Raw genomic sequence first — 23,300 nt, 5'->3', positions numbered from 1 at the left:
GTCAAACCTTTTCCGGAGAAGATAGATGGCCAAGAAGACGTCCAAGATCTCGCCCTCGGACAGTGCAACGATCCATGATCAGAAACTGCATCGCGGTGCAGGCGGTGAGCTTCATCAGTTTGCCGAAGACGGCATGCCGGTGTTGACCACGGCTCAAGGCGGCCCCGTCTCCGACGATCAGAATACGCTTCGCGTCGGCGCCCGTGGCCCCGCCCTCATCGAGGACTTCCATTTTCGCGAGAAGATTTTTCATTTCGACCACGAGCGCATCCCCGAGCGGGTCGTCCATGCGCGCGGTTACGGCGCCCATGGCTACTTCGAAACATACGAATCGCTGGCCGCCTATACCCGGGCCGATCTTTTCCAGCGGCCTGGCGAAAAGACGCCAGCCTTCGTACGGTTTTCCACAGTTGCCGGCAGCAAGGGTTCCGTTGATCTGGCGCGCGACGTTCGTGGTTTCGCGGTGAAGCTCTATACGCAGCAGGGTAATTGGGATCTGGTCGGCAATAACATTCCCGTCTTCTTCATTCAGGACGCAATCAAATTTCCCGACGTCATCCATTCCGTGAAGCCGGAGCCCGACAGGGAATTTCCGCAGGCGCAGTCGGCGCATGACAATTTCTGGGACTTCATCACCCTCACCCCCGAAAGCATGCACATGATCATGTGGGTCATGTCGGACCGCGCCATCCCGCGCTCCTTTCGTTTCATGGAGGGTTTCGGTGTTCACACCTTCCGCTTCATCAACGCCGCCGATGAATCGACCTTCGTCAAATTCCATTGGAAACCGAAACTTGGCCTGCAATCCGTCGCATGGAACGAGGCGGTCAAAATCAATGGTGCGGATCCGGACTTCCATCGCCGCGACCTCTGGCAGTCGGTCCAGTCAGGAAACTTCCCGGAATGGGAGCTCTGTGTCCAGCTCTTCGATCAGGACTTCGCCGATACGTTCGACTTCGACATCCTCGATCCGACGAAGATCATTCCCGAGGAGGTCTTGCCGGTCAAACCGGTCGGCCGTCTCGTGCTCGACCGAATGCCCGAAAACTTTTTCGCCGAGACCGAGCAGGTCGCCTTCATGACGCAGAACGTTCCGCCCGGCATCGATTTCAGCAACGACCCGCTTCTGCAGGGACGGAACTTCTCCTATCTCGACACGCAGCTGAAACGTCTGGGTGGTCCGAATTTCACCCATCTGCCGATCAATGCTCCGAAATGTCCCTTCCACAATTTCCAGCAGGATGGCCATATGGCGATGCGCAATCCTGTCGGGCGGGTCAATTACCAACCGAACTCCTGGAATCAAGGGCCACGAGAATCGCCGGTTCAGGGCTATCGTCACTTCCCCGCCGAGGAGCAGGGTCCCAAAGTCCGGTTGCGGCCGGAAAGCTTTGCCGATCATTACAGCCAGGCCAGGCAGTTCTTCATCAGCCAGACACCGCCGGAGCAACGCCATATCGCGGCAGCGCTGATCTTCGAACTGAGCAAGGTCGAGACACCTGTCATTCGCGAACGCATGGTCTCGCATCTGATGAACATCGATGAGACCCTGGCCAGCAAGGTCGGCCACGCGCTCGGCTTCAAATCGATGCCGAAACCTGCCGATGCCGCCATGCCGACGCGGCAGGATCTCGAGCCGTCGCCGGCGCTCAGCATTATCGAGCGCGGTCCGAAGCGGTTCGAAGGACGCAAGCTCGGCATTCTTGTCAGCGATGGTACCGATGCCGCTATCTTCAAGGCGCTGCTTGCTGAAATCACCGAACAGAGGGCAAGTTTCGAAGTGATCGCGCCAAAGATCGGCGGCGTGACGCTCTCGGACGGCAATTGGATCGAGGCGCATCAGATGATCGACGGAGGACCCTCGGTGCTCTACGACGCCGTCGCGCTCCTCCCCTCGTCGGCGGGAACGAGTGACCTGCTGAAGGAGGCCACGGCCCATGATTTCGTGTCGGATGCCTTCGTGCACTGCAAGTTCATCGGCTATGTGGAAACAGCGCTGCCACTCATGCAGAAGGCCGGAATTGCCGATTCACGGGATGAGGGCGTGATTGCGCTCGGAGCGGCTGGGGATGTATCGGCCTTCGTCAAGGTGCTTGGCAAACTGCGTGTCTGGGGCCGCGAACCCTCGGTCAAACGGAATTGACCGCCGCCATGGGAATGATTTGTCGCAATCTAAAACCCGCGTAAACGCGGGTTTTATACCGTATGAGGCACGCAATTTATTGAAACTACGTGATGGAAACTGCTTCGATCTGTTCCATCTTCCGTCCAATGCGCTGTGGAGAGCCGTATGCGCTGGTGCTTTCGACAGATCTCCGACTTAGCCGTCTTATGGGCAGGGCATCGTGTGGTCCCTGTCACGCTGGTCGCTTTCGTAGCCACATGGGCGGCAGTCGGCCTGAGTTTTTCCTTCCCGCGGCAGTGGCTTCTGCTGACCAACATGGTCGGTACAGCTATTATATTTTTCATTTTGCTGCTGGTGCAGCACTCGCAAAATCGGGACATGATGGCGCTCCATGCAAAGCTCGACGAACTCATCCGATCAAGCAAGGCAAGAAATCACTGGATTGCGGCTGAGAAGAAAGATGCCGACGCCATCGAGGAAATGCGCCAACAACACCACGACCAGATCTCAAAGACAATGAACTGAAGCGCGTCGCACGGAGGCGGCATGCATCAGGCGGATGCCGCCTCTGCGGCAGACTTTTCATCCGCTTTTTCCTCGACGCAGTCGGCTTGCGCGGCAAGCGTCTTGCTCATTTCCCTGAGTTCCTCCTCCTCCAGCTTTTCGATACCGACAAACTTGTTGGCGGCCTGGCTCGTCAGGATGAGTTCGTCAAGCTTGGCCTGGACCGCCTTTCCGTCGCGGTTCTGGCTGTTCTGCAAGACAAATACCATCAGGAAGGTGATGATGGTCGTGGTTGTATTGATCACAAGCTGCCAGGTTTCAGAATAGCCGAAAAACGGGCCGGAGATCGCCCATGCAAGTACGAGCGCCAGCGCCGCTACGAAGGTGAACGGCTTTCCCGAGAAATCGGCGACGAGGGTTGCAAAGGAAGAGAAGAAGTTGGGTTTGTTCGACATCTGAAAAGCCTCGCTGGATCGCAGCATCAATGCCGTCAATCGACAACATCAACGTCAAATCCGGGCCGAAGTTCCTCGCCGGTGAGCCGTCAGCGCACCCGGAAACACGGCCAACTCAGAAAATATTGTGCAGCGCAGCAACTTTTTGCTAGTGTAGACGTTTGGTTAAGCATCACCGCCATCCCGGCTGCTGATTGGCGGAGACTTTTCATGAGATCTATGTCAGACACTCTCGCACGCCTTGCTGCGCTGCGTGGAACGCTTCGCCCCCAACCCACGCAGGACAATTCCGATCTTGTCGCCTTGGAGGCGTTTGGCGCAAACCCGGGTGCTTTGGGAGGCCATACCTATCTGCCGACGAAGCGCGGGAAAAACATGGCGCTGGTCGTCGTCCTGCACGGCTGCATCCAGACTGCCGCCGGCTATGATATCGGGTCGGGGTGGTCGCGATTGGCCGAGGACTATGGCTTCGCGCTACTGTTTCCCGAGCAGCGACGGGCAAACAATCCAAACCTCTGCTTCAACTGGTTTAACCCGGAGGACACAAGACGCGATCACGGCGAGGTCTCTTCCATTCGCCAGATGATCGCAAAACTCGTTGCCGAACACGGTATCGACAGCCGGCGCGTGTTCGTGACGGGGCTTTCGGCCGGTGGCGCCATGGCCGCCGCCATGCTTGCCACCTATCCGGAGGTTTTTGCCGGCGGCGCGATCATTGCGGGCCTGCCCTATGCAAGCGCCGCGACCATTCCCGAGGCATTCGACCGAATGCGCGGCCACGGCGGTCCGACGGCAGAAGAACTTGAATTGCGGTTGAGAAGCGCTTCAGGGCACAAAGGTCCCTGGCCGACATTATCACTCTGGCAGGGAACCGCCGACAGAACCGTCGTGCCAGCCAATGCGAATGCGATCGTGGAGCAATGGAGAAATATCCACAGCGTCGACGCATCGCCGTCACGCGTCGAGGATATCGGGCGACATCAGCGAAGGGTGTGGACCGATGCTCATGGGGTCGAGGTGATTGAGCTTTATACGATTGCCGGGATGGATCACGGCACTCCGCTCGATGTCGGCACCGGCTACGGGGCAAGCGGCCCCTTCATGCTTGACGTCGGAATTTCCTCGACGGTGGAAATTGCCAGATCCTGGGGTCTGGTTCCCTCGTTTGAAAAGCGACTCGTCGCCAAATCCTCTGCTGCGCAACCGGAAAACGCCACGGCTCCATTCGCCGCGGAGAGCGACCGTGGCGGCATTCAGAAGGTCATTGAAGACGCCCTTCGATCCGCCGGCCTGCTGCGGTAAAGCGACAGACCGAGCAGCCCTGGCTGCTATGCCGTCATGCCAGGATGACCGTCGGAAGCCGGCGAGATTGCGCTATCGGTTTTGGGACTTGGGCAGTGGCCCGTTTTGATGGCTGAGGACGAGTTCGATCTGGACATCCTGCTGAAACTGCAGCACCCGCTGACCAACGTCGCTCTCCGGCATCCCGGCTGCCAGAAGCTGATCGGCGAGCCTGCGGCATTCGGCCCTCCAGAATTCTATTGCCTCTGCGCCGTGTCGGCGGCCGAGTTCACGGGCGCAGCGCTCGATATTGGCGGTTCCGGTTGCAGAGGGAAAAGCAATAACCCTGCCTTCACTACGGGCGGCGGGGCGGCAGGTCATTTCAGTAGCCATTGAACACAGGTTCCTTTGATCCTATTCGTTGTCTACGGGACTATGGTTAATGCTTTCTATCGTTCGTATCGGTTCCTTTTGACGAAGCAGAATTTGCAGCCCACGGCCGTCAGTCAGCCTCGCCTTCGACCTTGACGCCGGCACGCCGATGCGCCGACAGTCCGTGTCACGATCGACACTCCAGGCACAGAGACCACTGATGACGATGACCGTTCCCCGCAATTTCCTGAAAAGCCTGTTCGACGCGGCGGTTCGCGCCGCCGATCCGATAACCGGCATCAAGGCAAACCTGCCGGATCGGCCGAAGGGAAAGACCGTGGTAATCGGCGCCGGCAAGGGTGCTGCGCAGATGGCGCGGGCGCTTGAAAGCGTCTGGGATAGACCGCTCGAGGGTCTGGTGGTCACCCGCTACGGTTACGGCTGCGAGACAATCGATATCGACATCATCGAGGCTGCCCATCCGGTGCCCGATGCGGCAGGCCTTGCCGCGGCAAGGCGGCTGATGGAGACGGTGAACGGACTGACGGAAGACGATCTGGTGATCGCGCTGATCTGCGGCGGCGGCTCGGCCCTGCTGCCCGCCCCGCCGGAGGGGCTGGCCCTCGAAGACGAGATTGCCCTCAACGAAATGCTGCTTGCCTCAGGCGCGCCGATCTCGGCGATGAATGTCGTGCGCAAACATCTCTCGACCATCAAAGGCGGGAGACTTGCGGCAGCAACCAAAGCAAGGGTCGTCAGCCTGATCGTCTCCGACATTCCCGGCGACAACCCGGCGCATGTCGCCTCCGGGCCGACCGTGCCTGACGGTTCGACGCGGCACGATGCGCTGGAGATCATCAGGCAATATGGATTGCAGCTGCCGCAGGCGGCGCTCGACCATCTGAACTTGCCGAAGGCCGATGCACCGCGGCCGGACGATCCGGTCTTCCTACGGCACGAGCATCATATCATCGCCTCTGCCGGCGTGTCGCTGGAGGCCGCTGCGGCCCTGGCGAAGTCGCAGGGGATCGAGCCCGCCATCCTTTCGGATGCGATCGAGGGAGAATCGCGCGACGTGGCGCGGGTGCATGCGGCCATCGCCCGCGAGGTGCTGGGCCGGAACAGGCCGTTTTCGAAGCCGGTCGTCATCCTTTCCGGCGGCGAGACGACGGTGACGCTCCGAGCCAAGGGCGGCAAAGGCGGACGCAACGGCGAATTCGCGCTCGCCATGGCGCTTGATATCGACGGACAGGAGGGTATCCATATCCTTGCCGCCGACACGGACGGGATCGATGGCTCGGAGGATAATGCCGGCGCCTTTGCCGATGGTGGCACCGTCAAGCGCCTTCGTGCCGCCGGGCTCGATCCGCGCCGGCTGCTCGACGGCAATGACAGCTATTCCGGCTTTGCGGCCACCAGCGACCTCTTCGAAACCGGCCCGACCGGAACCAACGTCAATGATTTCAGGGCTATCCTGATCCGCTGAAAGCCGGCCAATAGCAGCGATGGTGGATCAGGTTTTGATCCGCCCCTGCCCGACCAGCCATCCCACCGCCTCCTGCACCGCCTGCTGGGACGTGTACCTGGGGGTGTAACCGAGCAGGCGCCGGGCTTTGGCGATCGAGCAATTCGGGCTTCGGGCAATATGCTCCCACGTCGCCTTCGCATCTTCGGCCGTCTGGCTTTTGGCCCAGGCATTGAATGGGGCGAAGGTGAGCTTCGGCTCCTGCCCGAACCACCGCGACATGGCTTCGGCATAACCGCGAAGCGTCAGCGCCTGCTCCGAAACCGCGTGGAAACTTTCCCCGATCGACGCATTCCTGTTGGCGATCGCACCCATGAACATCGCCGCCACGTCATCGGCATGGACGTGATGGACAGTCTCCAGGCCGAAATGGGGCAGCGCCAGGGTCTCTCCCCGAGCAAGGGTTGAAAAGACCTGCAGGTTGAAATTACCGGCAGGATTGAGCGGCGCCCATCCGGGACCGACAATATGGCCGGGATGGATGATGGTTGCCGGAAAGCCGTGAAGCCTTGCCTGCTGCAGCAGATAGGTTTCGATCGCCGCCTTCTGGATGCCATAGTGACCGAAAGGAGACTTCGGCGCCTCTTCCAGTGTCGGCACGGCACTGGCGTGGCCGTGTGTCCAGATCGTGCCGGTATGCAGGAAATGACCGACATGCCCCGATAGTGCCGTCACCAGATGCTCCGCGCTCTCCAGCGTGAAGCAGATCATGTCGATGACGGTGTCGGCTTTCAACTCACGCACGGCCGTGCCGAATTCACCGGTCCGTTCCATCGCTGCCCGATCCATCCGACGCTGATCGACGGCAGCCCAGGCGCGGTTTTCCGTGTAGGGCTTGGCGGCGCCGCGGCTGATCGTGACGACGTCGTGCCCCGCCTCAACCAGACGAGGAACGAGATAGGTTCCGACATGGCCCGTTGCCCCGATGACCAAAACCCGCATTGTCGTTCCTCCCTTTGCATGATCCGCGCCGACTATGCTGCGCCGTGCCGCGATCCCGCAAGCGGAGTTTTCGCCAAGATGGGAAAGCGGCCCCGCTATCGATTCTTGAAAACAAGGCAGGTGCCGCCGTGACTGCGGATCTGGTTGCAGAGGTTGTTGGCTTCCGGGCGCGTCTGCCGGCCGATGCGGGCAGCATAACGCGGGCGAAAGCCGAAGCTGCGATCACGCTGTCGCAGGATCAGCGGTTGCTCCGCATTGAGCGGCGCAGGCAGATCCTGCACCGAATCGAGAAACATACGCCGGGCCACCGCGACATCCGCGTTCGCGGCAAGCTGGACGCCCCAGGGCGCCCAATCGCCCTCCGGACGCCAAGGCGTGTCCTTCAATATCCGGCGTTCGGCAAGCGCCACGCAACCCTCGAGAAAGGGCCTGTCCTTGTCGAGCGGGGCGGCCGCATCTTCCGGCGGATTGTCCTTCCACTCCTCCACCGTATGAGCGGTGATCGCCATGACGTAGCCGCGCGTCTCGTAAGGTAATCTTCCTGACGCGAGGTAAGAAGAAAGGCCGTTTTCGCCGGCATTGTAGGCAGCGGCGGCAAGGCCGAGATTGCCGAAACGATTGCGCAATTCATCGAGATACTGCGCCGATTTCCGCAGGGCTTCCAGCACCTGGTAGCTGTCCTCAAGGCCGCGCAGTTTCGCCGTTCCGGGCATGAACTGCGCAATCCCCTGCGCTCCCTTAAAGCTCACGGCATCGGGGCGAAAGGTGCTTTCGCGCCAGATGAGACGGGCGAAATAATCCGGCGGCAATTGATTGGCGCTGGCGAAATGCTCGATCGCGACGCAAAGGTCGCGATTGAAATTGTCCTTACGGATGCAGAGTGTCTCGCCCGATCCCGACGCCGAAGGCCCGGAGTAGAGACAGGCCGGCTCGGCAGCGCTTTCTTCCGGCTGGGCTTTTCCACTGGCTGCGGCGGAAAACAGAAGGCAGAGCGAAAGCATGGCCTTCGCCGTTCTCCTCCCAATGCCGGACTGACGCTTTCGCCCTATCATCGGATCTCAGCAGGTTCGACTTCCATCGCGACGGTGATCCTAGATAGCATCGATCAAGGCGCGAAGCTTGCCATTTCCGCAATGCCCGCACGAAAAAGCCGCCGCGCCAGATGGCCGCGGCGGCTTCAGGAAAGCTTTGAATACAGCGGTCAGGCCGTCGGTTGCTTGGTCTTCCGGAGATACGGCAGAACCGTATCGAAGGAGCCAAAACGCGTGATTGCGTCTTCGTTGGAAACCGCTGCGGTGATGATGACGTCCTCGCCCTGGTTCCAGTTCGCCGGTGTCGCCACCTGGTGCTTGGCCGTCAGCTGGATGGAATCGATGGCGCGCAGGATCTCGTTGAAATTCCGCCCCGTCGTCATCGGATAGGTGAGGATCAGCTTGATCTTCTTATCGGGACCGATGATGAAGACCGAACGCACCGTTGCGTTGTCGGCGGGCGTGCGGCCTTCCGAGCTCTCGCCGGCGCCGGCCGGCAGCATGTCGTAGAGCTTGGCGACCTTGAGGTCCTTATCGCCGATCAGCGGATAATCGACGTCGAAGCCGGTGGCGGTCCTGATGTCGTTCTTCCACTTGGCATGGCTTTCCACAGGATCGACGGAGATGCCGATGATCTTGACACCACGCTTGGAAAAGTCCCCGGCCAGGCCGGCCATGGCGCCGAGCTCGGTCGTGCAGACAGGCGTGAAATTCTTCGGATGCGAGAACAGGACGGCCCAGCCACTGCCGATCCAATCATGGAAGCTGACCGGTCCCTGTGTGGTGTCGGCGGTAAAATCGGGAGCAATATCGTTGATGCGTAAGCTCATGGTCGGCCCTCCAAAGCCTTGTGTTAAATCTTGATCATCTCAAATCGAGGCCATGGGATCCGTCCGCCGGAAGCGGTCACGAGATTGCGGTCAACAGGATCGCACCGGCCGAAGATAAAAACTTCCCATTCCAGGATTTTAAGTACGTCATATACCACGATCACCGAAGGCATGCTCTTTCGATTTCAGGCCTACGGCGGCATTATTTTTCCGATGCATCCGAGCGATGACAGGGCCGATATTTCAATCGGCCTTATCTGAAACATCAGGGGTCCGCCCTGCCCTCATTCAAGCCGCCTGCACGGTTTTGATCCTGTCGATGCCGCCGACAATAGGCGCGAAATCGGCCCAGACGCCCTGCGCGCCCTTCTGCCATTCATCGAAGGCTTCCGGCTTCAAGAGCTTGCCGCCATGGCCAAGCGCCGTCTCGACGGACTTCACCTCGTCGTCGACGATCAGCTGGTTGAAATAGGTGGCGCCTTCGCTGGAAGCCTGCTGGAACACCGCCTTCTGCTCGTCATTGAGGCCAGCCCAGAAGGTCGAGGAATAATAGATGACGCCGGATGCCCAGATGTGGCCAGTCTCGGTCATATCAGGCACGACCTCATAAAGCTTGAAGCCGGAATAGGCCGATTTGGTCAGGTCCATCGCGTCGGCGACGCCGGTTGCGAGCGCATTGTAGGTCTCGGTGATCGGAATGCCGATCGGTGTCGTGCCGAACGCGCTCCAGAGCTTGGTGTGCAGCGGGCTCTGGATGACGCGGATGCGCTTGCCCTTGAGTTGCTCGGGCCGCGTCACCGGTTCCTTGGTCAGGAGATGGCGGGCGCCATAATTGATGAAATCGCCGACGACGAAATTCTGCGCCTGCAGCCTCTGCTTGAGATCGGCACCGACATCGCCGCTGACGGTCCTGCGCACATGGTCGGCATCGCGGAAGAGGAAGGGCAGATCGAGGATCTGCAATTCCGGCGCCCAGCCGGAGAGCGACGAGACCGTCGAGAGGCTGGCCTGGATCGAGCCGAGGCGCACGCCCTCGGCCACTTCCTTCTCGCCGCCGAGCGCGCCGTTCCTGACGATATTGAACTTGAACTGGCCGGGAAGCTTGGCTTCGACCAGTTTGCCGATCTTCACCCAGATCTTCGTTTCCGGCTTGTCGTCGTTAAGCAGCGAGGCAATCGTGATCGTCGTCGTGCGGGCGGCGGCCGTGCGGACGAAAGCGGGCGCCGCGAGCGCCGTTCCGGCGAGCGCTGCGGTCTTCAGGAAATGGCGTCGGTTGAGATTGTCCATGGGGTTGTCCTGTTCGTTAGACGATGATGGCCCAGGCGCAAAGGATTGCGAGCGAGACCAGAAGGGCGAGCAGATAAGGAACGACGGCCCGGAAGAGCTCTGAGGCGGGAATGCGGGTGACGCCGCTGACGACGAAGATCAGCATGCCGAGCGGCGGCGTCAGTCCGTGGATCATCAGGTTGACCACGATGATCACGCCGAACTGGATGGGATCGATGCCGGCGGCAACCGCTGCCGGCAGCAGGATCGGGCCGAAGAGCAGGATCGCGGCACCGATGTCGAGAACGAGACCGACGAACAGCAAAATGACGTTCGACAAAAGAATGACGGCAAGCGCGCTGCCGCCGAGCGCCGTCGTCAGATGCGAGATCAGCGAGGACACGTCATCGACCGCCAACAGGAAGGCGAAGGGGCCGGCCGTGCCGATCAGGAGACCGATCGCCGCTGCCTCGACCGCCGCCTGACGAAAGGCAACATAGAGCGAGAGGAAACCGAGGCGCGCACCGATGCCGAGCAGCAGCGTGTAAAAGGCGGCGAGTGCTGCTGCCTCCGTGGTCGTGACGATGCCGATACGGATGCCGACGACGACTATGACGCCGAGGCCGAAGGCGGGGATCGCCTGGACCGCCGATTGCCAGCGCTGTCTCGCGGTCGCGCGCGGCAACGGCACCTGTTCGGTGACCGTCAGGTGAATGGCAACCGCCAGGCATATGGCCATCAGGCAGCCGGCAAAAAAGCCGCCGACGAGCAGTGCGCCGACGGAAAGATTGGTCGCCGAGGCAAGGATGAGAAATGCGATCGACGGCGGGATGATGTTGTCGAGAACCGATGTCGAGGCGATGATCGCCGCCGCCTGCGCCGGTCGATAGCCGTGCTTGACCAGTTCGGGCTGGAAGGTCGACGCGCCGAAAGCGGCATTTGCGACCGAGGAGCCGGAAGCGCCGGAAAAGAGAACACTGGTCAAAAGCGTCGTCTGCGCCAGTCCGGCCCGGCGATGACCAACCATGGCGGCAGCAAAACGGACGAGCTGATTGGCGACGCCCGAAGCCGTCAGCAGGCCGCCGACGAGCAGGAAGAAGGGAATGGCGAGCAGCAGGAATTTCGATATGCCGGTGACGGTCGAGGAAACGATCGCCGCTTCCGGCAGGCTGCTGCCGAAGGCGATGGCGACATAGGCCGCGGCGAGAAAGGCGTGCGGCAGCGGCGCGGCGAGCACGAGACCGATCGCCGCGATCAACCCGAGGAAAATGCTTGGCGGCCAGTCGAGATCAATTGAGATATGCGGGATGCCGGCATAGAGCGCGACGCCCAGCGCAAGCGAAAGCGTTACCGGCAGGACCTTGCCGTCGGCGATACGCTGCAGAAGCAATACGACGAGGATCAGCGCGCCGCCGGCGCCGAGGAAGCCGAAGCGGATCCATTCCGGCAGACCGAGCGTCGGCGAGATACCGCCGAGCATCGTCATGATCTGGTTGCCGCCGAAACTCAGGATCAAGGCGGAAAGCACGGTGAAGATATCGGCGCCGATCCGCGTGACCTTCTGCAGGCTTTCCGGCAGCATCCTGACGAAAACGTCGAGGCGCATGGCAAGCGCGCTGTTGAGGCTGAGCGGCGCGCCGAGTGCGATCAGTGCCACATGCAGCCAGACTCCGAGGTCCTCGGCACCGATGAAGCCGGTGCCGAGGAAATAACGCAGGCAGACCGTGACGAGCACCATGAACAGCAACACGGCGAGAACGGATGCCGCGGCAATGCCGAGGATCGCTTCAACAGCCCGCAGCGCCCGCGCCGCAAGCCCATCGTCCCCGACCCGTTCGATCGGACGAACTTCACTGGTGGCCAATAAACCTACCTTCTGCCCAGAGGATCTGGCACTCCTGATCCTCAAAAAGATCGCGGTCGAGAGCGTCACGCCTTTTCGCCGAAACGGAGCGCTTCCTCAAGCGGCAACGGGCCAGAAAAATCGGGCTATCGACATCGGTCTGTTGAATGGAGAAGCCCAAAAGTGCAGCATTTGATTGTTTTTTAGGCATTTGCGTTGATGCACGTTTTTCAGGCGACACCTTGCCAAAATTGCTGCAGTGCGTCATCAATGAATAATGACGCATCTCGATCTGACAATTCTGGTGATCGACGAAAATGCCATACGCGCCTCCATCATCGAAGAAGGGCTGCGCGAGGCAGGGCATGCGCGCGTCACCGTGGTGCATGAGGTCAACGGCATCGCGCGAATCATCGAAACACTGACGCCCGACGTAATCATCATCGATATCGAAAATCCCAACCGCGACATGATGGAGCATCTGTTCCAGCTGACGCGCACGGTCAGCCGGCCAATCGCCATGTTCGTCGATCGCTCCGACACGGCCTCGATCGAAGCTGCGGTCGATGCCGGCGTCTCGGCCTATATCGTCGACGGATTGAAGAAGGAACGTGTCAAGCCGATCCTCGACATGGCCGTCAGCCGCTTCAATGCCTTCAGCCGGCTGCGGCGCGAGCTTGCCGATGCCCGCTCAGCGCTGGAGGAACGCAAGCTCATCGAGCGCGCCAAGGGCATATTGATGAAAATGCGCGGACTGTCCGAAGAAGAGGCGTTCGCCCTGTTGCGCCAGACAGCGATGAACGAAAAGAAGAAGATGTCGGAAATCGCCCAGAGCGTCGTCACCGCCGCAGGGCTGTTGATGTAATGGCCGACGTTCGTGAATTTCCGGAGGAACCGGAGTGGATATGATGACGAAGGCGACGAATTTTAGCGGCGGGCTGCCCTCGCCCGTGCGCGTGAACAACGAAGGGCCGAAAGTGCTGCGGGCCGGCTTCATTCCGCTCGTCGACGCATCGGTGCTGATTGCGGCGGCAGAATTCGGCTTTGCGCAAAAGGAAGGCCTGACGCTCGATCTCGTCAAGGACGTCTCCTGGGCGACTGTCCGCGACCGCCTGGCATTCCGCCAGTTCGATATCGCCCACATGCTGTCGCCGATGCCAGTCGCCTCCATGCTGGGTCTCGGCTCCAATCCCTCGCCGACAATCACGCCGTTTTCTCTGGGACGCGGCGGCAACGCGATCACGCTGTCGACGCGACTTTTCGACAGGATGCGAAATGACGCGGGATTGCCGGAAACGGCAAATGCGCTCGACAATGCGCAAGCTTTGGCGAAGACACTGGCGGCGATGAAGATGCGCGGCGAGCCGCTACCGACCTTCGGGGTCACTTATCCCTTTTCCTCCCATAATTACGAATTCCGCTACTGGCTGGCGGCTGGCGGCATCGATCCCGACAGGGAGGTCAAGCTCGTCGTCGTGCCGCCGCCACTGACTTCGGACGCGCTTGCAGCCGGCGCGATCGACGGTTTCTGCGTCGGCGCGCCGTGGAATATGGTCGCCTCGGAGCGCGGCCTCGGCCGCATCGTTGCCGCCAAACAGGATATCTGGCCATCGGCTCCGGAAAAGGTGATCGGCATGCGGCCGGACTGGGCGGAAAGCCATCCGGAAACCGTTTCCCGGCTGATCGTGGCGCTCGACGCCGCAGCCCGCTGGTGCGACCGGCCGGACAATCACGACACGCTGGCGGCAGCACTTGCCGATTCCCGCTATATCGCCGCCCCCGTCGAGATCATTCGCCGTGTTCTCGCCGGCGAATTCAGCCTCGATGCAAAGGGCAACCGCCGCGTCATTGCCGACTATTTCATGTTCCATTCCGGTTTCGCCAACTATCCCCGGCCAAGCCATGCTCTATGGATCTACAGCCAAATGATCCGCTGGGGACAGGCCGAGGCCAGCCTCAACAGCGCAAGGGCCGCCGCATCCGCCTATCGCCCCGATCTTTATCGCAGAGCCCTCGGCGACGACAACGCACCCGATGACGCCGATATCCGCATCGAAGGCAATGACGAAGGCGACCGCTTCATGGACGACCACGTCTTCGATCCGACGCGATTGCCGGACTATGTTGCGGGCTTCGCCGTTCGGAGCACCCTGCCCTTCGCTTCCCACAGCGATGAGACCTGATCGACAGGCCGGCCTGCACAAAACGCCAGCAATGATCTCCGTCCGCCCCACCGCAACGCACAAAAAATTTGCACGATTTTTAGTAGCCCCAAAAACGAGCAGACGACAGACTTTTAAAAATACTGTTTTTATTCAGTGCCTTGATATGAAAACACCAATCTGGCACACAGCTTGCAAGGTTATTAGCGCGCAGATCAACGACGATCAGCACAATGAGCGCGCATTAGGCGCTCGCGCAAAACAGAGACATTGCTCTTCAGATTGAAGACGTAGGTCCTACTGACATGAATTCGGCGTCCAACGACGGGCGCCACCAGCAAAGCCGCTGATCAGGATACTTCGCGCACCTCGTGTATGCGCGGCCTGGCCAGCGGCTTTTTTGTTTTAACCCCCAACAATGGATCGGCACGACCTCGTCGGGCCACGGAGAAGCCATGTCCGTCATCGAGAAAGCAGAGCCTATGTCCGCCGGCGAACCAGCCAAAGCATTGTGGATCTCCACAGCCGCCTTCACCCTCTGTTTCGCCGTCTGGACGATCTTTGCGATCATCGGCATCCGCATCAAGCAGGATCTCGGCCTGAACGAGGCGGAGTTCGGATTACTGGTCGGCACCCCGGTCCTCACCGGCTCGCTGGTGCGCATCGTCCTCGGCATCTGGACAGGGCGTTACGGCGGCCGTCTCGTTTACACGATCACCATGCTGGCCGCCGCATTGGCGACATTCCTGCTCTCCTACGCCCAGACCTATTCGCAGATGCTGATTGCCGGTCTCGGAGTCGGGCTTGCCGGCGGCTCCTTCGCGGTCGGTGTCGCCTATGTCTCGCCCTTCTTCCCGGCGGAAAAGCAGGGAACGGCGCTCGGCATCTTCGGCGCCGGCAATGTCGGCGCGGCCGTGACCAAATTCGCCGCCCCCTTCGTCCTGCTGGCATGGGGCTGGCAGGCGGTTGCGGAGATCTGGGCCGTCTGTCTGGCGCTGATGGCAATCGTCTTCTGGTTCACCACCACCGATGACCCGGCCTTCCGTCTTCGCCGCGAGCGCGGCGTCGCCTCCAAGAGCCTGGCTCAGGAATTCGCGCCGCTGCAGAACGTTCAGGTCTGGCGTTTCTCGCTCTACTATTTCTTCGCCTTCGGAGGCTTCGTTGCCCTGTCGCTGTGGCTGCCGCGCTATCTGGTCGGCGTCTACGGCTTCAACCTGGAAACGGCCGGGATGGTTGCGGCCTGCTACTCGATCCCGGGCAGCATCTTCCGCGCCTTCGGCGGCGTGTTGTCGGACAAAAAGGGCGCACGCAGCGTCATGTATACGATGCTGGCCGTATCGGCCGTGGCCACCCTCATTCTGTCCCTGCCGGCCGCTACGATTACGCCTGCCATTTTCATCGTCGTCATCTTCGTGCTCGGCTTCTTCATGAGCCTCGGCAAGGCCGCCGTCTACAAGCACATTCCCGCCTACTATCCCGAAAGCGTCGGCGCCGTCGGTGGCATCGTCGGGATGATGGGCGGCCTTGGCGGCTTCATCTTGCCGATCGCCTTCGGCCTGCTCAAGGACATGACCGGCCTATGGTCCAGCTGTTTCCTGCTGCTCTTTGCAATCGTCGTCGCTTCTCTCATCTGGATGCACCTGTCCGTAAAGCAACTGTCGCGCCAAGGGCACTCCGCGCCCGTGGCTGCAACCTGATCTAAGGACTTGGAAATATGACCGAAAAACTTGTCATCATCGGCAATGGCATGGCGCCCGGGCGCATGTTGGAGCACCTCTTCGAACAGGCGCCCGGACGCTATGAAGTTACGATCTTCAATGCCGAGCCGCGCGTCAATTACGACCGCATCATGCTGTCGCCGGTTCTCTCCGGGGAGAAGGACTACGAGCAGATCATCATTCACGGTGACGGCTGGTACATCAAGCACGGCATCATGCTCTACAAGGGCCACAAGATCGTCAACATCGATCGCGTCGCCAAGACCGTCACCTCCGACCACGGCGTCACCGAAAGCTATGACAAGCTGGTGATCGCAACCGGTTCGGTGCCCTTCATCATCCCGGTCCCCGGCAAGGATCTGCCGGGCGTCATCACCTATCGCGATCTGGACGACGTGCAGGCGATGCTGCTTGCCGCTCAGTCGCGCGAAAAGGCTGTTGTCATCGGCGGCGGTCTGCTTGGCCTCGAAGCGGCGGCCGGTCTTGCCCAGCGAGGCATGGACGTCACCGTGCTGCACGTCATGCCGACGCTGATGGAGCGCCAGCTCGACCCCGCCGCCGGCTATCTGCTGCAGAAGGCGGTCGAAGAACGTGGCATCAAGGTCATCTGCAAGGCCAATACCAAGGCGATCGTCGGCAACGGCAGGGTCGAGGGTATCGAGCTTGACGACGGCCGCATCATCCCGGCAACGCTGGTGGTAATGGCCGTCGGCATTCGTCCGAGTGTGGGCCTGGCGAAGGACGCCGGCCTTGCGGTCAATCGCGGCATCGTCGTCGATGCCGGCATGCAGACCTCGGATGGCAATATTCTTGCGCTTGGCGAATGTGCCGAGGTGGGCGGCATGGTCTACGGCCTTGTTGCGCCGCTCTATGAAATGGCTCGGATTGCCGCAGCACATCTCTCGGGCGATCGCTCGCCGGCTTTCGTGCATGCGGATACACCGACCAAGCTCAAGGTCACCGGCATCGAACTCTATTCCCTTGGCGACTTCGCCGACGGCGACGACCGCCAGGAAATTGTGCTGCGCGATGCCAGCGCCGGCGTCTACAAGCGCCTGGTGCTGAAGGACAACAAGATCATCGGCACCGTGCTTTACGGCGAGACCGCTGACGGCGCCTGGTTCAACGACCTGAAGAAAAAAGCGACTGATATTTCGGAGATGCGCGAGACGCTGATCTTCGGACAGGCCTATCAGGGAGGGTCGCCGCTGGACCCTATGGCGGCCGTTGCAGCCTTGCCGGATGACGCGGAGATCTGTGGCTGCAACGGCGTATGTAAGGGAAAGATCACCTCGACGATTTCAGGCAAAGGGCTGACGTCGCTCGACGACGTGCGGGCCCACACGAAGGCATCCGCCTCGTGCGGCTCCTGTACTGGCCTCGTCGAACAACTCATGGCGCTGACGCTCGGCGACAGCTACAACCCGGCTGCCGTGCAGCCGATGTGCACCTGCACCGAACTCGGCCATGACGACGTCCGCCGCCTGATCAAGGCGAAAGGGCTGAAGAGCATCCCCGCCGTCATGCAGGAATTGGAATGGAAGACCTCCTGCGGCTGCGCCAAATGTCGGCCGGCACTCAACTATTACCTGGTCAGCGACTGGCCGGACCAATATGCCGACGACTACCAGTCGCGTTTCATCAATGAGCGCGTCCATGCCAACATCCAGAAGGACGGCACCTACTCCGTCGTTCCGCGGATGTGGGGTGGCGTCACCAATTCGAACGAGCTGCGCGCCATCGCCGATGTCGTCGACAAATTCGAGATCCCCATGGTGAAGGTGACGGGCGGCCAGCGGATCGACCTGCTCGGTATCGAGAAGGAAGACCTGCCCGCCGTCTGGGCCGACCTCGGCAAGGCCGGTTTCGTTTCCGGCCAGGCCTATGCCAAGGGTCTGCGCACAGTGAAGACCTGCGTCGGCTCCGACTGGTGTCGCTTCGGCACCCAGGATTCCACCGGTCTCGGCATCCGCATCGAGAAATTCATGTGGGGCTCCTGGACGCCGGCCAAGCTGAAATTGGCCGTGTCCGGCTGCCCGCGCAACTGCGCCGAGGCAACCTGCAAGGATATCGGCGTGATCTGCGTCGATTCCGGTTTCGAGATCCATTTCGCCGGTGCCGCCGGTCTCGACATCAAGGGTACGGAGGTCCTTGGGCTCGTGCGGACCGAGGACGAGGCGCTGGAGCATATCGTGGCACTGACGCAAATGTACCGCGAGCAGGCCCGTTATCTCGAGCGCATTTACAAGTGGGCCAAGCGTGTTGGCCTCGAAGAAATCCGCCGGCAGATCATGGGCGATGCCGAAAAGCGCAAAGCCTATTACGAGCGCTTCGTCTTCAGCCAAAAATTTGCCCAGGTCGACCCGTGGTCGGAGCGTGTTTCCGGCAAGGACAAGCATGAGTTCAAGCCGATGGCGACGATCGGCTATCCGCAGGCTGCAGAGTAAGGAGATGGACATGAACTGGATCGCAATAGGCGACATCTCCGACATCCCGCTACGTGGGGCGCGTTGCGTAAAGACACCGCAGGGCAAAATCGCCGTCTTCCGCACCGCCGAAAACGAGGTCTTCGCCATCGAGGATCATTGCCCACACAAGGGCGGGCCGCTGTCTCAGGGCATCGTTCACGGCAAAGCCGTCACCTGCCCGCTGCACAACTGGGTGATCTCGCTGGAAACCGGCAAGGCTCTCGGTGCCGACCAGGGCGAGGTCCGGACGATACAGGTGCTGAACGAAGACGGCAGGCTGTTCATTGCCCTGGAAAGCCTGATGATGGCGGCGGAATAGATGGTAGCCGAGGTCAAGACCACCTGTCCCTATTGCGGCGTCGGCTGCGGCGTTCTCGCCACCGTCGACGAGGCAGGCTCAGTCAGCGTCAAGGGCGATCCCGAGCACCCGTCGAATTTCGGCCGGCTGTGCTCGAAGGGGTCGGCACTTGCCGAAACCATCGATCTCGATGGCCGGCTTCTCTACCCCGAAATCGCAGGCGAGCGCAGCGGTTGGGACGAGGCGCTGGATCTGGTCGCCCGGCGTTTTTCCGAAACGATCGCCGAACACGGGCCTGACTCCGTTGCCTTCTATGTCTCGGGCCAGTTGCTGACCGAGGACTATTACGTCGCCAACAAGCTGATGAAGGGTTTCATCGGCTCCGGCAATATCGATACCAATTCAAGGCTCTGCATGTCCTCCTCGGTGGCGGGGCATCGCCGCGCCTTCGGCGCCGACACGGTGCCCGGAACCTACGAGGATATCGAACTCGCCGATCTGGTGGTGCTCACCGGCTCCAACCTCGCCTGGTGTCATCCCGTCATCTACCAGCGGCTTGCCGCCGCAAAGGTGGCGCGGCCAAACATGCGCATCGTCGTCATCGATCCGCGCCGGACGATGACATGCGATATCGCCGACCTGCATCTGGCAATCCGCCCGGACGGCGACGTCGCGCTGTTCATGGGACTGCTTGCCCATCTCGCGACAAGCCCGGCAATCGACCAAAATTATATCGCTTCCCACACGGAAGATTTCGCCGACGCCTTTGCGGCTGCCGCGGCGCTTGATATCAACGATCTCCTGGAGCGGACCGGCCTGCCGGCCATGCAGATCCGGGAATTCTTCCGCCTGTTCGAGACCACGCCGAAAGTCGTGACCTGCTATAGCCAGGGCGTCAACCAATCCTCCTCCGGCACCGACAAGGTCAATGCGATTATCAACTGCCATCTGGCGACCGGCCGCATCGGCCGCCCAGGCATGGGACCGTTCTCGCTGACCGGCCAGCCGAACGCGATGGGCGGGCGCGAGGTCGGCGGTCTCGCCAATATGCTTGCCGCCCATATGGCGATCGAAAATCCGCAAGACCGGGACCGCGTGCAGCGCTTCTGGAATTCACCGGTCATCGCCGCAAAACCGGGCCTGAAGGCGGTCGACATGTTCCGCGCCGTGGCCGACGGGCGCATCAAGGCGCTCTGGATCATGGCCACCAATCCCGTCGTCTCGATGCCGGATGCCGACAGCGTCGAAAGCGCGATCGCCGCCTGTCCCTTCGTGGTCGTCTCCGACATCCTCAAAGAGACGGATACGACCCGGCACGCAGATGTGCTTCTACCCTCGCTCGGCTGGGGCGAAAAGGAAGGCACCGTTACCAATTCCGAACGGCGCATTTCCAGACAACGGCCGTTTCTCGGCATATCAGGCGATGCCAAGGCCGACTGGTGGCAGCTTGCAGAGGTCGGACGCCGCATGGGATTTGCCGCCGCCTTCGACTTTAATGCACCGGCCGCAATCTTTGCCGAACATGCCGCCCTCTCCGCCTTCGAAAATAACGGCAGCCGCGATTTCGACATCGGCGCTCGTGCCGGCATAAGCGACGGCGCCTACGATGAACTATCGCCCTTTCAATGGCCGCAGGCGCCAGGGACCGCACCCGGCATCACCCGCTTCTTCGCCGAGGGCGGGTTTTTCCATGCCGACGGCAAGGCGCGCTTCATCGCGGTGAAACCGCCGGCAACCGATCGCACCAATGCCGATTTCCCCTTCACGCTGAACACCGGGCGCGTCCGCGACCACTGGCACACGATGACGCGCACAGGAAAGAGCGCGCGGCTTTCCGCCCACATCGCCGAACCCTTTGCCGAGATCCATCCGCGCGACGCCATCGAGACCGGTATATCAAGCGCCGGCCTCGTCGAGATCGACAGCCCCCATGGCAAAGCGATCGTCCGGGCGCTGGTGACCGATCGCCAGGCACGCGGCGGCATCTTTGCGCCGATGCACTGGAACGACCAGTTCGCCGCGAAAGCGCGGATCGACGCCGTGGTCGCGCCGATAACCGATCCGTTTTCCGGCCAGCCGGCGTCGAAGAACGTTGCCGTTGCCGTTCGGCCCTTCCCCGCCACCCATTATGGCTTCGCCGTCTCGGCGACAAAACCGGCGACACCTGAGGCAGCCTATTGGGCGCTGGCGAAAGCCGACGGCGGCTGGCGGCTGGAACTTGCCTTCAGAAACACTGTCGACGACTGGACGGCCTGGTGCCGCGCGGTTTTCGCCATTCCCGATGAAATCGAGCCGCTGGGTTATGCCGATCGGCAATCCGGCGACCTCAGGCTGGCCTTCTTCGATGGCGAGACCCTGCTCGCCGCGCTGTTCCTCGCCCGCGAACCGGTCGCCGTCGCCCGCAACTGGGCGATCTCGCAGCTTTCCGCCTCGCATGGCGACCTCAGGAAACGCTTTGCACTCGTCGCAGGCCGTCCCGGCGCCGGCAGGCCGGATCCGGGCGCCACCGTCTGCTCCTGCTTCAGCGTCGGGGTCAACCAGATCGCTGCCGCCGTGCACGGCGGATGCCACAGCGTCGAGACTGTCGGCAAGGAAACGAGTGCTGGTACCAATTGCGGATCCTGCCGCAGCGAAATCGGCAGCATCATCGATCGCTGTCTTGCCGCTGCCGCGGAGTGAACGGCAGGAAACGTGACGCGGCTGCTATCAGGCCGCGTTCGGGACGATGAACATCTTATGGTCGGCTGAGATACGCACCGAAATCTCGTCATAGGATGCGAGGGTCGGATGCCGCGTCTCTATCTTGTGGTGATGAGCAGCGGTGACGACCATGACATCGGCGCCGGCGGCCTCGCCGGCAACGATGCCGGCTGCGACATCCTCGAACACCAGGCAATCATGGGTGCTGACGCCGAGCCGTTCGGCGCCCAGAATATAACATTGCGGATCGGGTTTACCGACCCTCACATCCTCCGCCGTCACCATGAATTTCGGCACCGGCAAGCCTGCCGCCTCCAGCCGCCGATGGGCAAGACGCAACGGCGAGGATGTAACGATCGCCCAGCGATCCGGAGGCAGTGAACTCAGGAATGTCGCAGCACCGGGAATGGCAACGACGTCGCTGACATCGGCGATTTCGGCTTCGGTCACCAGCCTGGATTCATGTTCGGGGTCCACCCCGGGCAGGTTCAGCCGGGTGATCGTGTCAATGCCACGCGATCCGTGCATCTTCGGCAAAAAGGTGGCGACATCGAGCCAGTGACGCCTTGCCCAGTCGCTCCATGCACGCTCGGCCGCCTGGATCGAATTGAGAATGGTGCCATCCATATCGAACAGGAAGGCGGCATAAGGCTTCTCGAAGCCACGGGGCATCGGCAGGGACAAAACGTAGATCCTTTTAAGGAGGAATATCGGACGGTCGTTGCTATCGATTGATAACGGCAAATTATTGCATTTTGCAAGCTTGCGGAAAGACGACGGCCGCTCTTGAGAAGGCAAAAACCGCCTTAGAAAGCCGTGCGGGTGGCCAGTAAGCCGCAGGAGAGTCGGAGACCAATCGAGTCGTGGCAGAGGGTATCGGTGCTGGCGGCGAGCTCCCGCGCGACCGGAGTATCGGCGCGCAGCTCGGCTTGCGCGGTTGGATCGACGCGCATCGGAGTGGCGGTCCATAGCGAGGGGCGGCTGACGTCGATTGAAGAAATCCTGTCCTTCTCGCGGCCCACGGCAGAGGACGCGATCGCCATGCCGCTTGCTGTCAAGGCGAGTGCAAGGGCAATCTGGAGGCCCAAATCTGCGGCCTCGCGAGAGGAAATGAACATAGCGGCCTCATGCTGCCGGTTTTCAGCGTTTATCCAGCAATTAAGGCAGGCGGCGATGCCGATCCAGCGGCTTCGCCCGTTAAGGTTTATGCGTAACCATGCAAGGTTCGCGTAAAAGTTTTTTGGCAAATTTCGGAACAATGATTCCAGCGGGCGGTTACCCGAGGGCCACCCAAGATGAAAATCAAAGGAGGATATCCTCATGACCAAGTCCCTTATTGCCGCTTCGCTGCTTGCGATCGGCATGGCATCGTCTGCCTTTGGCCAGTCGAACCCCGACCCGATCGGGCCGACGAATGGCGGCTCGACCGATCCGAGTTCAGGTAGCTATTCATCCGATTACACCAACAGTGACAACGGCATGTATCCGGTGCGCAGCACGGCGGTTGACCCGATGACGACACAAAGCATCGGCCGTCCGCAATCGATGGAATGCCCCGGCATGCCGCAACAGATGTCCGGCGTCGACACCCGCGGCGGTCAGAGCGGCGCATCGATCAGCGACGCCTGCCGCGAGTACGACAACTAACAGGCACCCTCCGCTGACAGAAAAGGCCGGTTCACGCCGGCCTTTTTCATGTCGCGACGGCGATGCAAAGCTTGTTCTCGCGGATGAAACTTTTGATCCGGCCGTTCCGTACATTCGTAGCAGGTCGAAAAGA

Annotated in this window: 21 protein-coding genes; 11 read left to right on the top strand and 10 right to left on the bottom strand. The window is 61.0% G+C overall.

Annotated elements, in window-relative coordinates:
* The first annotated feature begins 25 nt into the window (after positions 1–25).
* Together HJB82_RS03605 and HJB82_RS03600 are read left to right on the top strand one after the other, a co-directional pair.
* A complete protein-coding gene (locus tag HJB82_RS03605) occupies positions 26–2,143 on the top strand; it encodes a catalase (RefSeq protein WP_207583949.1) in 2,118 nt (705 codons plus the stop codon).
* A 147-nt stretch (positions 2,144–2,290) separates the two neighbouring features.
* A complete protein-coding gene (locus HJB82_RS03600) occupies positions 2,291–2,650 on the top strand; it encodes a low affinity iron permease family protein (protein WP_207583948.1) in 360 nt (119 codons plus the stop codon).
* Between the two features lie 26 nt (positions 2,651–2,676).
* Here the strand turns inward: HJB82_RS03600 and HJB82_RS03595 are convergent, their stop codons facing one another.
* Positions 2,677–3,084, bottom strand: a complete 408-nt coding sequence (locus HJB82_RS03595; protein WP_207583947.1) for a low affinity iron permease family protein — start codon at positions 3,082–3,084, stop codon at positions 2,677–2,679.
* A 210-nt stretch (positions 3,085–3,294) separates the two neighbouring features.
* On the opposite strand from HJB82_RS03595, the gene HJB82_RS03590 reads away from it, so the two are divergent.
* A complete protein-coding gene (locus HJB82_RS03590) occupies positions 3,295–4,386 on the top strand; it encodes a PHB depolymerase family esterase (RefSeq protein ID WP_207583946.1) in 1,092 nt (363 codons plus the stop codon).
* A gap of 72 nt (positions 4,387–4,458) precedes the next feature.
* On the opposite strand, the gene HJB82_RS03585 is transcribed toward HJB82_RS03590, so the two are convergent.
* Positions 4,459–4,758: a DUF6074 family protein gene (locus HJB82_RS03585; protein WP_221116309.1), complete on the bottom strand. Its 300-nt coding sequence runs from the start codon at positions 4,756–4,758 to the stop codon at positions 4,459–4,461.
* 199 nt (positions 4,759–4,957) lie between these two features.
* On the opposite strand from HJB82_RS03585, the gene HJB82_RS03580 reads away from it, so the two are divergent.
* The gene (locus tag HJB82_RS03580; protein ID WP_221139594.1) at positions 4,958–6,223 is read left to right on the top strand and encodes a glycerate kinase; all 1,266 of its coding nucleotides are present in this window, start codon (positions 4,958–4,960) and stop codon (positions 6,221–6,223) included.
* 27 nt (positions 6,224–6,250) lie between these two features.
* On the opposite strand, the gene HJB82_RS03575 is transcribed toward HJB82_RS03580, so the two are convergent.
* The 6 genes from HJB82_RS03575 to HJB82_RS03550 all read right to left on the bottom strand — a co-directional run bounded on the left by HJB82_RS03575 (position 6,251) and on the right by HJB82_RS03550 (position 12,460).
* Positions 6,251–7,204: an NAD(P)-dependent oxidoreductase gene (locus HJB82_RS03575; protein ID WP_221139593.1), complete on the bottom strand. Its 954-nt coding sequence runs from the start codon at positions 7,202–7,204 to the stop codon at positions 6,251–6,253.
* 95 nt (positions 7,205–7,299) lie between these two features.
* Positions 7,300–8,256 (bottom strand): lytic transglycosylase domain-containing protein, encoded by a 957-nt coding sequence (locus HJB82_RS03570; RefSeq protein ID WP_207583942.1) that lies wholly within the window; start codon positions 8,254–8,256, stop codon positions 7,300–7,302.
* Positions 8,257–8,405: 149 nt separating this feature from the next.
* Positions 8,406–9,065: a peroxiredoxin gene (locus HJB82_RS03565; protein ID WP_207583941.1), complete on the bottom strand. Its 660-nt coding sequence runs from the start codon at positions 9,063–9,065 to the stop codon at positions 8,406–8,408.
* Between the two features lie 288 nt (positions 9,066–9,353).
* Entirely contained in the window at positions 9,354–10,352 is a 999-nt protein-coding gene (locus tag HJB82_RS03560) for a TRAP transporter substrate-binding protein (protein ID WP_221139592.1), read from the bottom strand.
* Positions 10,353–10,368: 16 nt separating this feature from the next.
* On the bottom strand, positions 10,369–12,195 hold the full coding sequence (locus tag HJB82_RS03555; RefSeq protein WP_221139591.1) for a TRAP transporter large permease subunit: 1,827 nt from the start codon (positions 12,193–12,195) through the stop codon (positions 10,369–10,371).
* Entirely contained in the window at positions 12,182–12,460 is a 279-nt protein-coding gene (locus HJB82_RS03550; RefSeq protein ID WP_207583938.1) for a hypothetical protein, read from the bottom strand. The genes HJB82_RS03555 and HJB82_RS03550 overlap by 14 nt, the downstream gene beginning before the upstream one ends.
* Between HJB82_RS03550 and HJB82_RS03545 the strand changes: the two genes are divergently transcribed.
* The 6 genes from HJB82_RS03545 to HJB82_RS03520 all read left to right on the top strand — a co-directional run bounded on the left by HJB82_RS03545 (position 12,452) and on the right by HJB82_RS03520 (position 21,499).
* A complete protein-coding gene (locus HJB82_RS03545) occupies positions 12,452–13,039 on the top strand; it encodes an ANTAR domain-containing response regulator (RefSeq protein WP_207583937.1) in 588 nt (195 codons plus the stop codon). The two genes, HJB82_RS03550 and HJB82_RS03545, sit on opposite strands and share 9 nt — an antisense overlap.
* Positions 13,040–13,073: 34 nt before the next feature.
* Complete coding sequence (locus HJB82_RS03540; protein WP_221132671.1) at positions 13,074–14,357, top strand: CmpA/NrtA family ABC transporter substrate-binding protein; 1,284 nt, start codon at positions 13,074–13,076, stop codon at positions 14,355–14,357.
* A 434-nt stretch (positions 14,358–14,791) separates the two neighbouring features.
* Positions 14,792–16,033, top strand: coding sequence for a nitrate/nitrite transporter (locus HJB82_RS03535; protein WP_207583935.1), 1,242 nt, complete (start codon positions 14,792–14,794; stop codon positions 16,031–16,033).
* A 17-nt stretch (positions 16,034–16,050) separates the two neighbouring features.
* Positions 16,051–18,501, top strand: coding sequence for a nitrite reductase large subunit NirB (nirB, locus tag HJB82_RS03530; RefSeq protein WP_207583934.1), 2,451 nt, complete (start codon positions 16,051–16,053; stop codon positions 18,499–18,501).
* 4 nt (positions 18,502–18,505) lie between these two features.
* Positions 18,506–18,841: a nitrite reductase small subunit NirD gene (gene nirD, locus HJB82_RS03525; protein ID WP_207583933.1), complete on the top strand. Its 336-nt coding sequence runs from the start codon at positions 18,506–18,508 to the stop codon at positions 18,839–18,841.
* On the top strand, positions 18,842–21,499 hold the full coding sequence (locus HJB82_RS03520) for a nitrate reductase (protein ID WP_221139590.1): 2,658 nt from the start codon (positions 18,842–18,844) through the stop codon (positions 21,497–21,499).
* A 27-nt stretch (positions 21,500–21,526) separates the two neighbouring features.
* Here the strand turns inward: HJB82_RS03520 and HJB82_RS03515 are convergent, their stop codons facing one another.
* Both HJB82_RS03515 and HJB82_RS03510 read right to left on the bottom strand, forming a co-directional pair.
* Positions 21,527–22,204, bottom strand: coding sequence for an HAD family hydrolase (locus HJB82_RS03515; RefSeq protein ID WP_221139589.1), 678 nt, complete (start codon positions 22,202–22,204; stop codon positions 21,527–21,529).
* A 122-nt stretch (positions 22,205–22,326) separates the two neighbouring features.
* Complete coding sequence (locus tag HJB82_RS03510; RefSeq protein WP_207584297.1) at positions 22,327–22,638, bottom strand: hypothetical protein; 312 nt, start codon at positions 22,636–22,638, stop codon at positions 22,327–22,329.
* A 202-nt stretch (positions 22,639–22,840) separates the two neighbouring features.
* On the opposite strand from HJB82_RS03510, the gene HJB82_RS03505 reads away from it, so the two are divergent.
* Positions 22,841–23,167 (top strand): hypothetical protein, encoded by a 327-nt coding sequence (locus tag HJB82_RS03505; protein ID WP_221116304.1) that lies wholly within the window; start codon positions 22,841–22,843, stop codon positions 23,165–23,167.
* Positions 23,168–23,300 lie beyond the last annotated feature (133 nt).

Origin of the sequence: Rhizobium sp. NZLR10, assembly GCF_019685125.1 — a bacterium.
GTDB lineage: Bacteria > Pseudomonadota > Alphaproteobacteria > Rhizobiales > Rhizobiaceae > Rhizobium.
This window is presented reverse-complemented; position numbering and strand designations above follow the sequence as displayed.